The 11,600-nt window shown below is 71.0% G+C and carries 10 protein-coding genes; 6 read left to right on the top strand and 4 right to left on the bottom strand.

Going from position 1 to position 11,600, the window contains the following annotated elements; translation table 11 throughout:
• Nucleotides 1-21: 21 nt before the first annotated feature.
• Both AC0VXQ_RS07415 and AC0VXQ_RS07410 read right to left on the bottom strand, forming a co-directional pair.
• Entirely contained in the window at nucleotides 22-291 is a 270-nt protein-coding gene (locus AC0VXQ_RS07415; protein WP_061225763.1) for a DUF3072 domain-containing protein, read from the bottom strand.
• 95 nt (nucleotides 292-386) lie between these two features.
• On the bottom strand, nucleotides 387-2,612 hold the full coding sequence (locus tag AC0VXQ_RS07410; RefSeq protein ID WP_058731334.1) for an NADP-dependent isocitrate dehydrogenase: 2,226 nt from the start codon (nucleotides 2,610-2,612) through the stop codon (nucleotides 387-389).
• A 171-nt stretch (nucleotides 2,613-2,783) separates the two neighbouring features.
• Between AC0VXQ_RS07410 and AC0VXQ_RS07405 the strand changes: the two genes are divergently transcribed.
• From AC0VXQ_RS07405 to AC0VXQ_RS07385, 5 genes are all read left to right on the top strand, one after another.
• Nucleotides 2,784-3,134, top strand: a complete 351-nt coding sequence (locus AC0VXQ_RS07405) for a DUF488 domain-containing protein (RefSeq protein ID WP_061225762.1) — start codon at nucleotides 2,784-2,786, stop codon at nucleotides 3,132-3,134.
• Between the two features lie 101 nt (nucleotides 3,135-3,235).
• Nucleotides 3,236-3,520 carry a hypothetical protein gene (locus tag AC0VXQ_RS07400; RefSeq protein WP_129357405.1) on the top strand — a complete coding sequence of 95 codons (285 nt, stop codon included), beginning with the start codon at nucleotides 3,236-3,238 and terminating at the stop codon, nucleotides 3,518-3,520.
• A gap of 47 nt (nucleotides 3,521-3,567) precedes the next feature.
• Nucleotides 3,568-3,993, top strand: a complete 426-nt coding sequence (locus AC0VXQ_RS07395; protein ID WP_064724936.1) for an NUDIX hydrolase — start codon at nucleotides 3,568-3,570, stop codon at nucleotides 3,991-3,993.
• A gap of 3 nt (nucleotides 3,994-3,996) precedes the next feature.
• Nucleotides 3,997-6,006, top strand: coding sequence for a S9 family peptidase (locus AC0VXQ_RS07390; protein ID WP_133566056.1), 2,010 nt, complete (start codon nucleotides 3,997-3,999; stop codon nucleotides 6,004-6,006).
• On the top strand, nucleotides 6,003-6,713 hold the full coding sequence (locus AC0VXQ_RS07385) for a pyroglutamyl-peptidase I (protein WP_061225759.1): 711 nt from the start codon (nucleotides 6,003-6,005) through the stop codon (nucleotides 6,711-6,713). The genes AC0VXQ_RS07390 and AC0VXQ_RS07385 overlap by 4 nt, the downstream gene beginning before the upstream one ends.
• Nucleotides 6,714-6,813: 100 nt before the next feature.
• Here the strand turns inward: AC0VXQ_RS07385 and AC0VXQ_RS07380 are convergent, their stop codons facing one another.
• Both AC0VXQ_RS07380 and pgi read right to left on the bottom strand, forming a co-directional pair.
• The gene (locus AC0VXQ_RS07380) at nucleotides 6,814-7,428 is read right to left on the bottom strand and encodes a DUF805 domain-containing protein (protein ID WP_058743725.1); all 615 of its coding nucleotides are present in this window, start codon (nucleotides 7,426-7,428) and stop codon (nucleotides 6,814-6,816) included.
• A gap of 119 nt (nucleotides 7,429-7,547) precedes the next feature.
• Nucleotides 7,548-9,224: a glucose-6-phosphate isomerase gene (pgi, locus tag AC0VXQ_RS07375; RefSeq protein ID WP_061225076.1), complete on the bottom strand. Its 1,677-nt coding sequence runs from the start codon at nucleotides 9,222-9,224 to the stop codon at nucleotides 7,548-7,550.
• 302 nt (nucleotides 9,225-9,526) lie between these two features.
• Between pgi and AC0VXQ_RS07370 the strand changes: the two genes are divergently transcribed.
• The gene (locus AC0VXQ_RS07370) at nucleotides 9,527-11,353 is read left to right on the top strand and encodes a BCCT family transporter (RefSeq protein WP_224799745.1); all 1,827 of its coding nucleotides are present in this window, start codon (nucleotides 9,527-9,529) and stop codon (nucleotides 11,351-11,353) included.
• Nucleotides 11,354-11,600: the final 247 nt, after the last annotated feature.

The raw sequence follows: 11,600 nt of genomic DNA, 5'->3' as shown, positions 1-11,600 counted from the left end.
GCCGGGCTCGGTGTCGGGCGATCAGCCCTGGGCGCGGGGGTTGGTCTTCTGGAGGCGGTCGATGTGCTCGGAGGCCTGGGCCTTGGTGAGATCCGCGGGCAGCTCCTCACCGGCCTCCTTGGCCAGGGTGTCCAGGTAGCTGCGCTGGGCGTCGGTCATCGGCTCATCCCCGGTGGTCCACTCCTGCGGATCCCGCTCCAGGCTGGTGTTCTGCGCGGAGCCCGCGCCGATGGTCTCCTGCTCCGGGCCGTTCCCGGCGGCATTCTGGTTCTCGTGGTTCGTCTCGCTCATGCCTCCCAGAATACGGGCCCGCACGCGGCCGGCGGAGGGGCTCACCCCTCGGCGAACCACCTCCCCCGGTCTTTTCAGATGCGGTGCTCGGTCGATCAGGCGGCCGTGAGCCGATCCATGATCGCGTTCAGCGTCGCGGAGGGACGCATCACCGGCTCGGCCTGCTCATCCTCCGGCCGGTAGTACCCGCCGAGCTCCACCGGCCGCCCCTGCACCTGCAGCAGCTCCTGCTCGATGCTCTCCTGGTTCTCCACCAGCTCCCGGGCGATCCGCTCGAAGCCGCGGGCCAGCTCGGCGTCGGCCTGCTGGTGGGCCAGCTCCTCGGCCCAGTAGCGGGCCAGCCAGTAGTGGCTGCCGCGGTTGTCAATCTCCCCGACCTTCCGGGACGGGGACTTGTTCTCCTCCAGGAAACGGCCGGTCGCCGCATCCAGGGTGTCCGCCAGGACCTTCGCCCGGGCGTTGTCCGTGCTGGAGGCCAGGTGCTCGAAGGAGGCGGCCAGGGCCAGGAACTCGCCGAGGGAGTCCCAGCGCAGGTGGTTCTCCTCCAGCAGCTGCTGCACGTGCTTGGGCGCCGAGCCGCCGGCCCCGGTCTCGAACAGCCCGCCGCCGTTGATCAGCGGGACGATGGACAGCATCTTCGCGGAGGTGCCCAGCTCGAGGATCGGGAACAGGTCCGTCAGGTAGTCGCGCAGCACGTTGCCGGTCACCGAGATGGTGTCCTGACCCTCGCGGATGCGGTCCAGGGAGAACTGGGTGGCCTCCTCCGGGGAGAGGATGCGCAGATCCAGCCCCTCGGTGTCCTCCTCCTTCAGGTACTCGTCCACCTTGGCGATGAGGTTGGCGTCGTGGGCGCGCTGCGGGTCCAGCCAGAACACGGCCGGGGTGTCCGACTCCCGGGCCCGGCGCACGGCCAGCTTGACCCAGTCGCGCACGGGCACGTCCTTGGTCTGGCAGGCCCGCCAGATGTCCCCGGGATGCACCTCGTGGCTCATCAGCACGTTCCCGGCGGCGTCGAGCACCTCCACGGTGCCCTCGCCCTGGATCTCGAAGGTCTTATCGTGGGAGCCGTACTCCTCGGCCTTCTGGGCCATCAGGCCCACGTTGGGCACCGAGCCCATGGTGGTGGGATCGAAGGCGCCGTTGCGACGGCAGTCCTCGATGACGGTCTGGTAGACCCCGGCGTAGGAGGAGTCCGGGATGACGGCCAGGGTGTCGTGCTCGGCGTCGTCCGCCCCCCACATGTGCCCCGAGGTGCGGATCATCGCCGGCATCGAGGCGTCCACGATGACGTCCGAGGGCACGTGCAGGTTGGTGATGCCCTTGCGGGAGTCCACGTAGGCCAGCGCCGGGCCCTCCTCGAGGCGGCGCTCGATGCCCTCGCGCACCCCGCGGGCGGTGTCCTCATCCAGGGCATCCAGGCCGTTGAGGATCGCAGCCAGGCCGTTGTTGGGGGACAGGCCCGCGGCGGCCAGCTGCTCGCCGTAGGTCTCGAAGACCTCCGCGAAGAAGGCCCGGACCACGTGGCCGAAGATGATCGGGTCGGAGACCTTCATCATCGTGGCCTTCAGGTGCACGGAGAACAGCACGTCCTTCTCGGCCGCGCGGGCCACCTGCTCCCGGAGGAACTCGTCCAGGGCCGCCGCGCGCAGCACCGTGGCGTCCACGATCTCGCCCTCCAGGACCTTCAGACCCTCCTTGAGGACCCGCTGGGTGCCGTCCTGACCGGTGAAGCGGATGGTCAGTCGATCATCGGCGGGCAGCACCACGGACTGCTCGTTGGACTTGAAGTCGTCGTGGCCCATCGTGGCCACGTTGGTCTTGGATTCCGGGGACCAGGCTCCCATGCGGTGCGGGTTCTTGCGGGCGTAGCTCTTCACCGACTGCGGGGCGCGCCGATCCGAGTTGCCCTCGCGCAGCACCGGGTTCACGGCCGAGCCCTTGACCCGGTCGTAGCGCTCGCGGATCTCGGTCTCCTCCTCGGTGCCGGGCTCCTCCGGGTAGTCCGGGAGGTCGTAGCCCTTCTGCTGCAGCTCCGCGATCGCGGCCTTCAGCTGCGGCAGGGAGGCGGAGATGTTCGGCAGCTTGATGATGTTGGCCTCGGGGGTCTGGGCGAGCTGACCCAGCTCGGCCAGGGCGTCGTCCACGCGCTGCTCGGCGGGCAGCCGGTCCGCGAACTGGGCCAGGATGCGCCCGGCGAGGGAGATGTCGCGGGTCTCCACCTCGACGCCGGCGGTGGAGGCGAAGGCCTCCACGATCGGCTTGAACGAGTACGTGGCCAGCAGCGGCGCTTCGTCGGTCTGGGTGTAGATGATCTTTGCCATGAGGCGACATGCTCCCTGCGTCGATGGAGGTTCGGTTCCGCCGGCCAATATACCGGATGTGCGGCCGCTCACCCGGGGTCGGTGCGCTCCGGGCGCCGCGCTTCTGACGCCGCGTTTCGGGCTCGCGTCACGGAACCCGCGCGTCGAGACCCGCGGGCCTAGCGTGGAGGTATGACGAGCTATCGCATCAAGAGGATCTACGACGAGCCGAGTCAGAGCGACGGCGCCCGGGTCCTGGTGGACCGGATCTGGCCGCGCGGGATCGCCAAGGACGCCGCGCGGCTGCGCCAGTGGGCCAAGGACCTGGCGCCCTCCACCGAGCTGCGCGAGTGGTTCGGGCACGACCCCGAGCGCTTCGAGGAGTTCTCCCGCCGCTACCGGGAGGAGCTGCGCGGGGCGGAGCAGCAGGCTGCCCTGGACGGGCTGCCCGAAGAGGAGACGGTCACCTTCGTCTACGCCGCGAAGGATGAGGAGCACAACCAGGCCGTGGTGCTGCGGGACTTCTGCCGCCACCGGCGCTGAGCCCGCCTCCTCGCCGCCGCTCCGAGGCGGGCGGGGACGCACAGGGAAGCGGAGCACCGCGGCACAGCCCGAGCACAGCCTTCCTGAGGATCGTGGAGGACATGAACACCACCGCATCCACCACCCCCGTTTCGACCACCCGCCGCGAGGAGCCCGACTTCGGCGCCTCGAAGACCCGGATCACCACCGGCCGGCGGCGGACCTCGCTGCTGCGCCGCCTGAGCGGCGTCGGGGCCATCGCCCTGCTCGCCGTGGGCGGGGTCGGTGCGCTCAGCCCCGCCGAGGCGAGCCAGGCCCACGTGAAGCAGGCCAACTACAGCGTCGTCACCACCGCCACCACCACCACGGAGTCCTCCGCGGCCTCGACCGGGCGCCCCCGGGATTGACGCCGCAGGGCCTCCCGGAGCGGAGTCGGATGACTAGGGTGGAGCCCATGCCGACCATCACCGTCTCCGCCGTGCTGATCACCGACCGCGACGGCCGCTTCCTGTCCGTGCGCAAGCGCGGGACCGCCGCGTTCATGCTCCCGGGCGGCAAACCGGAGCGGGACGAGGCACCGGAGGCCACCGCGGCCCGCGAGATCCGCGAGGAGCTGGGGCTGAGGATCCCGCTCGGTGAGCTCGCCCCGCTGGGTCGCTATGAGACCGCCGCGGCCAACGAGGCTGGACACCGGCTGATCGGGGAGGTCTTCGCCTGGACCGAATCCACCCGGCACGTCGGTCAGCTCGCCCGGCTGAAGCCGCACGCGGAGATCGAGGAGCTGCTGTGGCTGAGCCCGCAGGAGGCGATGACCCGCCCGGACGTGGCGCCGCTGACCCGCGACTGCGTCCTGCCGGGGCTGCCCGGAACTAGAGTGTGAGCCATGACCCAGCCGATCACCTCCCTGGATGACCTGTTCGCCGCGGACCGCCTGACCGGGCTGGCCGCCAACCGCCACGGCACCGTGCTGGCCACCGTGCAGTCCCTGGATCCCGACGGCGCCTCCTGGCGCACCGCGGTGCGCCTGCTGGCCGCACCGGGAGTCCCCGCCGAGGACCTGCCGCAGGCGCTGACCCAGCCAGGCGCCCGGGCACGCCTGCACGAGGTCGGCGAGGACGGCACCGCGTGGCTGAGCCTGGAGCGCGAGGACGAGGCCGCCGAGGACGATTCCCAACAGACCCTGTGGGCCCTGCCCCCGCGCGGGGAGGCCCGACCGGTGCTGCGCCGCGCCGGCGGCATCGGGAAGCTGCGGGTGCGGGGCGGTCGTCTCGTGTTCTCCGCCCCGGTGCTGCCCTCGGCGCCGGATGAGGGCGCCCACGACGAGCTCAGCGCCCGCCGTCGGAAGCAGAAGGTCTCCGGGGTGCTGCACGAGTCCTTCCCGGTGCGCTCCTGGGACCACGACCTGGGCCCGGGCGAGCCCGACCTGTTCACCGCCGACGCCCCCGACTACGCGGCGCGGAGGATCCGGATGCCCGAGGGCCGCCTCGAGGATTTCGAACCCGACCCGCAGGGCCGCACCGCCGCGGTGGCCGTGTCCGCGGTGCGCCGCGGCATCCACGTGCGCACCGGGGTGTGGCTGGTGGACCTGGAGCACGAATCCGCCCCGCGCCCGCTGGCGCTGCCCGCGGACCCGGAGGCCGAGACCGAGGCGGAATCCACCTCCTTCGCCCCGGGCCCGTTCAGCCCGGACGGGTCCCGGCTGGTGCTGCTGCGGTACCGGGAGTCTCTGCCGGGGCAGTCCCTGAAGGTCTCGGCCGAGGTCCTGGAGCTGGACACGGGCGAGCGCACCCCGGTGGCCCCGCAGCTGGACCGCTGGCCCGAGAACCCGCTCTGGCTGGACGAGCAGACCCTCGTGTTCACCTCGGATGATCGCGGGCGCGGGGCGGTATGGGCCACGCGCGTGGGGCAGCCCTGCGCCCGGCGGCTGACCGAGGAGCAGGCGCACTTCTCCGCGCTGACCGTGACCGGGCCGGGACGCCTGGCGGCCCTGCGCGACGCCGTGGACCATTCGGCCGAGGCCGTGGCCCTGGACGTGCCGGAGGAGGGACCTGCCGAGGTCACCGCCCTGCCGGCAGCGGCCCCGGTGACCCGTGGCGTCGGGCGCCTGGAGGAGGTGAGCACCCGGGCCGACGACGGCGCGACGATCCGGGCCTGGCTGGCCCTGCCGCAGGGGCAGGGGCCGCATCCGCTGCTGGTCTTCGTGCACGGCGGCCCCTGGGGCTCGTGGAACTCCTGGACCTGGCGGTGGAACCCCTGGCCCTTCGTGGCCGCGGGCTACGCGGTGCTGCTGCCGGATCCGGCGCTGTCCACCGGCTACGGCCAGGACATGATCGACCGCGGCACGGACGCCCTCGGCGGGCAGCCCTACCGCGACGTCCTGGCCCTGACCGATGCGGCGCAGGAACGGGAGGACGTCGACGCCGAGCGCACCGCGGCTCTGGGCGGCTCCTACGGCGGGTACATGGCCAACTGGCTGGCCGGGCACACCGGGACCCGGTTCCGGTGCATCGTCACCCACGCCTCCCTGTGGGACACCGACGTGATGGCCCGGACCACGGACAACGGCTTGTGGCAGGAGTGGCTGTTCGATCGCGACGGCGCCCAGGGGCCCGAGAACGACCCGAGCCGCTTCGTCGATCGGATCCAGGTGCCGATGCTGGTCATCCACGGGGACCTGGACTACCGGGTGCCCGTCTCCCAGGCGCACCTGCTGTGGGCCGACCTGCGCCGACGCACCGACCCCGGGCTGGGGCACCGCTTCCTGTACTTCCCGGATGAGAACCACTGGGTGCTCAAGCCCGGCAACTCCCGGCTGTGGTACCAGACCGTGCTGGCCTTCGCGGACCGCCACGTGCGCGGGGCGGAATGGGTGCGCCCGGAGCTGCTCGGATGAGTCCGGCTCGGGGGTGGAGCGGCGCCGACGACGCGAGCCGAGCCGACGACGCGAGCGGGTTCACCGCAGGAGCGGGCGCCGACGGGCACTCGTGCCCGCACCGGTTCGGTCCCGCCGGGGGACCGGAGCGCGATGGCGGCGGGACCGTACTGGTCACCGGCTTCGAGCCCTTCGGCGGGCTGAGCGAGAACCCCAGCCGCAGTGCGGCCCTGGCCGCGGCGGAGGCCCTGCCGCGGGTGCGCGCCCGGATCCTGCCGGTGGAGTACCGGGCGGCCCCGCGGGCCCTCGTCGAGGCGATCCGGGAAGTCCGCCCGGAGACGGTGGTGTGCCTCGGGGTGGCCGTGGGGCGGGAGCAGCTGTGCGTGGAGCGGGTCGCCCTCAACTGCGCCGATGCGCGCATCCCGGACAACACCGGGGCGCAGCCGCGGGATGAGTGGATCGACCCGGCCGCGCCCGCGGCCCTGTTCTCCTCCCTGCCGATCCGGCGGATCCTCCGCACCTGGCAGGAGGCGGGCCTGCCCGCCCGGATCTCGGAGACGGCCGGAACCTATGTGTGCAACCGCGTGATGTTCGAGGCCCTGGCCCGCGCCGAGCGGCTGGGCGTGTCCCGGGCCGGCTTCCTGCACGTCCCGGACACCCGCCAGATGCCCCAGGATCGGATCGACCACGGGGTGCGCCTGGCCGTAGGCAGCCTGCTGGAGGACTGAGGATACGCCGAGGCCGCCCGCACCCGGAAGACGCGCTTCCGGGGGCGGGCGGCCTCGGCGTGGACGCGGCAGGCGGCCGGCCGGGGGGGGACGGCTGCTGTTAGGGCCGGCCGATGTCCTCCGGGGTGTCGAAGCGCTGCCCCTGCGGATTCGACGGCAGGCACATCAGGACCAGCAGGATGATCCCACCGAAGAAGGGGACCAGGCTGAGGAACCAGAAGCCGCCGCTCATGTTCGCATCGTGCAGACGGCGCACCTGCAGGGGGATGGTCAGCAGGCCGAGCACCAGCAGGATCACGGTGGTGATCAGCGTCGTGGCGATGCCGACGCCGCTGAGCCGGACGTCGGTCCCGGAGTAGTAGCCGTACTGGCTGTGCTGGCTGTAGCTGGTGATCTGCTCCGCGGTCGCGGAGGTGATGACCATCATGAGGATCAGCAGCACCGCGCTGAGGAGGGCGAGGGCCAGGGCCACCCACCAGTACTCGGAGCGCGAGGCCCGGCCGTGCCCCTGGAACTTGTAGCCCCACCAGTTCTTTAGGGCCCGGCCCATGCCGACCCCGGGGCGGGGACCTGCGCCCTGGACTTGGGGGCCGCCGTATCCGGCGGGGGCCGTCTGGTAGGCCCCCTGCTGCGGGGATGGCGCGGGGGCGCCGGAGGGTGCGGACGGCTGCCGGGCATCAGGAGAGGGGCGGCCGTGCTGGGGGTTCTCGGTCATGGTGGGTCCTCGGTGCTCGTGGTCGCGGGGCCTTCTCTGCGCCTCCTCCGGCAGACGCCGGCGGCCGGTCCCGCGCTGCTGCGAGACCGGCCGCCGTCGTCCACCGGGGGTGACCGGGATTACTTGCGGTGGTTCAGATAGTAGTCGATCAGCCCGCGGGTGGAGGCGTCCTGTTCGGCCAGGACCTCCCGGTCTCCGGCCACGGCCGGGGTGAGCTGCTGAGCCAGCTGCTTGCCCAGCTCCACGCCCCACTGGTCGAAGGAGTCGATGCCCCAGATGGTGCCCTCCACGAAGGTGATGTGCTCGTACAGGGCGATCAGCTGGCCCAGCACGGACGGGGTCAGCTTCGGGGCCATGATCGAGGTGGTCGGGCGGTTGCCGGAGAACACCCGGGCCGACACCACGGACTCCTCGGTGCCCTCGGCGCGCACCTCCTCGGCGGTCTTGCCGAAGGCCAGGGCCTTGGTCTGAGCGAAGAAGTTCGCCAGGAACACCTCGTGCACGTCGGCGTCGCCGTCGCGGGTGGGGTGCGCGGGCTCGGCGAAGGCCAGGAAGTCCGCGGGGATCAGGCGGGTGCCCTGGTGGATCAGCTGGTAGAAGGCGTGCTGGCCGTTGGTGCCGGGCTCGCCCCAGAAGATCTCCCCGGTCTCGGTGGTCACCGGGGAGCCGTCCCAGCGCACGGACTTGCCGTTGGACTCCATGGTCAGCTGCTGCAGGTAGGCGGGGAAGCGGTGCAGGTGCTGGTCATAGGGCAGCACCGCGTGGGAGTCCGCGCCGCAGAAGTTGACGTACCAGACGTTGATCAGGCCCATCAGCAGCGGCAGGTTGGCCTCGGGTGCTGCGGTGCGGAAGTGCTCGTCCATCGTGTGGAAGCCGGCCAGCAGCTCCTCGAAGACGTCCGGACCCAGCACCACGGCCAGGATGGTGCCGATCGCGGAGTCCACGGAGTAGCGCCCGCCCACCCAGCTCCAGAAGCCGAAGGCGTTGGCGGGGTCGATGCCGAAGGCCTCCACCTTGTCCAGGGCGGTGGACACGGCCACGAAGTGCTTGGCGACCGCCGCGGCGTCGTCCTGGCCGTCAAGGGCGCCGGACTCGCGCAGGCGCTCCAGCAGCCAGGTGCGGCACACCCGGGCGTTGGTCAGGGTCTCCAGGGTGCCGAAGGTCTTGGAGGCCACGATGAACAGCGTGGTCTCCGGGTCCAGGTCCGCCACGGTCTCCGCGGCGTCGGTCGGGTCGATGTTGGAGATGAAGCGGGCGGACAGGCCATCCTGGGCCAGGGGCTTCAGGGCCTCGTAGACCATGACCGGGCCCAGGTCCGAGCCGCCGATGCCGATGTTCACCACGGTCTCGATGCGCTTGCCGCTGATCCCGGTCCACTCCCCGGAGCGCACCCGGTCCGCGAAGTCATAGATGCGGGCGAGCACCGCGTGCACGTCCTCGTCCACGTTCTGCCCGTCCACCTCCAGGGCGGGGGAGGCGCCCTCGGGGCGCCGCAGCGCGGTGTGCAGCACCGCGCGGTCCTCGGTGACGTTGATGTGCTCACCGGAGAACATGGCATCGCGCCGGCCCTCGACGTCGGCGGTGCGGGCCAGCTGGAGCAGCAGGTCCCGGGTCCGCTCGGTGATGAGGTTCTTGGACAGGTCCGCGTAGAGGTCCCCGGCGGTGACGGTGAGCTTCTCGGCGCGCTCGGGATCCTCGGCGAACCAGCCCCGCAGGTCCGGGGTCAGCTCGCGGTGGTGCTCGGCCAGGGCCTGCCAGGCGGAGGACTGGGTGATGTCGGGAAGGTTATCGCTCATGGGGCCATTGTCCTCCCGCGGAGGCCCCGACGCACGGATCCGGTGCCGGATATGACGTGTCTCGGGCGAGGCGCGGGAGCGGGGCGAGTTTGCTCACCCTTTCCGGCGGACGTTTGGAAGCCTGCTGATGGTTGGCTACCGTAGTTCGGTACCCACCCGCGTATCGGGCGGTCGTCGCCCGTGCCCGCAGGGCATCGGCGCGCCGTCTGCGTCCGCGAGGGGCGCTCGCGCGCCCCGCGGGGCGGGTGCGGCAGTCCATCCTCCATCGATCCTGAACCTCGAGGTGCGAATACAGGTGCTCCATGGCTAATTTCCTCACCCGCAAACCCGACCTGAGCGTGGGCGACGTGCCCGACCGGCTGGCCGAGAAGATGAAGCGCGGCAACATCGACAAGCGCGTGTTCATCCCGGCGGCCGTGCTCATGGCCCTGTTCATCGGCATCACCCTGGCGTTCCCCGAGCAGGCCAACGAGGTCTTCTCCGCCCTGCAGACCGACGTCATCGGCTACTTCGGCTGGTACTACACCGCCATCGTCGCCGTGTTCGTGATCTTCGCGCTGTACCTGGGCTTCTCCCGGCTGGGCGACATCAAGCTCGGCCCGGATGATTCCACCCCGGACTACTCCTTCATGACCTGGCTGGCCTTCCTGTTCGCCGCCGGCATGGGCATCGGCCTGGTGTTCTACGGCGCCTCCGAGCCGTTGGCGCACTACCTGGACCCGGCCCCCGAGGTCACCGGCACCCGGGAGCAGGTGGCCCAGGCGGGCATGTCCTACTCCTTCCTGCACTGGGGCCTGCACCCGTGGGCCATCTACGTGATCGTCGGCATGGCCATCGCCTACGCCGCGCACCGGAAGAAGATGCCCCTGTCCATCCGCTTCGCCCTGAAGCCGCTGCTGGGCAAGCGCATCAACGGCGTGTGGGGTGACGTCATCGACGTCGTGGCCCTGGTGGGCGTGCTGTTCGGCGTGGCCACCTCCATGGGCCTGGGCGTCATGCAGATCGCCTCCGGCATGGGCTTCCTGCACGTGGACCTGACCAGCAACTGGGGCTACACCCTCATCATCGTGGTGCTCTCCGCCGTGACCCTGTTCTCCGTGGTCACCGGCCTGGAGAAGGGCATGAAGTGGCTGTCCAACGGCAACCTCATCCTGGCCGCCGTGATCGTGCTGTTCGTGCTGATCATGGGCCCCACCATCTTCCTGCTGCGCGAGTTCGTCCAGTCCATCGGCGCGTACCTGCAGAACGTCATCCAGATGACCTTCTCCACCTTCGCCCTGGACGGGCAGGCGGGCGAGGACTTCGTCGGCGCCTGGACCACGTTCTACTGGGGCTGGTGGATCTCCTGGTCCGCCTTCGTGGGCATGTTCATCGCCCGCGTCTCCCGCGGGCGCACCGTGCGCGAGTTCGTCTTCGCGGTGCTGCTGGTGCCGGCCGCGATGTCCTTCTTCTGGTTCGCCGTGATGGGCGGGACCGCCCTGCACCAGGAGCTGTTCGGCGAGGGCGGCCTGGCCGACCTGTCCAGCGACTCGGTGCTGTTCACCATGCTCCAGGACCTGCCGGCCTCCACCGCCCTGATCATCGGCTGCGTGATCCTGATCATCGTGTTCTTCGTGACCTCGGCGGACTCCGGTGCGCTGGTGCTGGGCATGATCTCCTCCTCCGGTTCACCCAACCCCAAGACCTGGGTGCGGGTGTTCTGGGTGTTCGTGGCCGGCGGCACCGCCACCGCCCTGCTGTGGGCGGGCGGCACGGATTCGCTGAACGCCATCCAGACGGTCTCCATCCTCACGGCCCTGCCGTTCTCCGTGGTGATCTGCCTGATGTGCATCTCCCTGTTCAAGTCGCTGAGCGAGGAGCACAACCTGTACGTGCGCGCCCAGCGGCGTCAGGTGCGCCAGGAGCTCACCGAGGAGATCTCGGAGACCGTGAACGGGCGCATGGTGGAGAACCTCGCGCAGCTGGAGGAGCAGCTGGGCGAGCGCAACGCGACGGTGGCGGCCAGCCCCGACGATCCCTCCGTGGATCACGACTGGACCTCCACCTTCGCCCGGCGCACCCAGGTGGCGTGCCCGGGGGAGCGGACCCGGCGTCGCCGTCAGCAGCGTGAGCAGGGATCGGACTCCTGATCCGACCCCGACGCGCCTGATCCGCCGGTGAGTCCGAAGGGTCCGCCGTCGCCCACCCCAGCGGGGGAGGGCGCCGGCGGGCCCTTCGGCGTCGCCGGGGACGTCGGATGACGCCGAGGCGACATGCGAACGTCGCCGGTTACACGCCGGCAACGAAGTTGGTTTACGATACTCACACATGTGTTGCCCTTCATATGGCATCGGCCACCGCCGAGCCACGGGATGGACCGCCGACGGCGGATGCGGC

The organism is Rothia sp. QJM3NY_36 (assembly GCF_056173115.1).
Note: the sequence above shows the minus strand (reverse complement) of the source record. Positions and strands in the feature narration are given on the sequence as shown.

What these genes read in the sequence shown, in the direction of transcription:
- AC0VXQ_RS07415 (WP_061225763.1), bottom strand. Translation starts at nt 291, where the DNA reads ATGAGCGAGACGAACCACGAGAACCAGAATGCCGCCGGGAACGGCCCG.
- AC0VXQ_RS07410 (WP_058731334.1), bottom strand. Translation starts at nt 2,612, where the DNA reads ATGGCAAAGATCATCTACACCCAGACCGACGAAGCGCCGCTGCTGGCC.
- AC0VXQ_RS07405 (WP_061225762.1), top strand. Translation starts at nt 2,784, where the DNA reads ATGACGAGCTATCGCATCAAGAGGATCTACGACGAGCCGAGTCAGAGC.
- AC0VXQ_RS07400 (WP_129357405.1), top strand. Translation starts at nt 3,236, where the DNA reads ATGAACACCACCGCATCCACCACCCCCGTTTCGACCACCCGCCGCGAG.
- AC0VXQ_RS07395 (WP_064724936.1), top strand. Translation starts at nt 3,568, where the DNA reads ATGCCGACCATCACCGTCTCCGCCGTGCTGATCACCGACCGCGACGGC.
- AC0VXQ_RS07390 (WP_133566056.1), top strand. Translation starts at nt 3,997, where the DNA reads ATGACCCAGCCGATCACCTCCCTGGATGACCTGTTCGCCGCGGACCGC.
- AC0VXQ_RS07385 (WP_061225759.1), top strand. Translation starts at nt 6,003, where the DNA reads ATGAGTCCGGCTCGGGGGTGGAGCGGCGCCGACGACGCGAGCCGAGCC.
- AC0VXQ_RS07380 (WP_058743725.1), bottom strand. Translation starts at nt 7,428, where the DNA reads ATGACCGAGAACCCCCAGCACGGCCGCCCCTCTCCTGATGCCCGGCAG.
- pgi (WP_061225076.1), bottom strand. Translation starts at nt 9,224, where the DNA reads ATGAGCGATAACCTTCCCGACATCACCCAGTCCTCCGCCTGGCAGGCC.
- AC0VXQ_RS07370 (WP_224799745.1), top strand. Translation starts at nt 9,527, where the DNA reads ATGGCTAATTTCCTCACCCGCAAACCCGACCTGAGCGTGGGCGACGTG.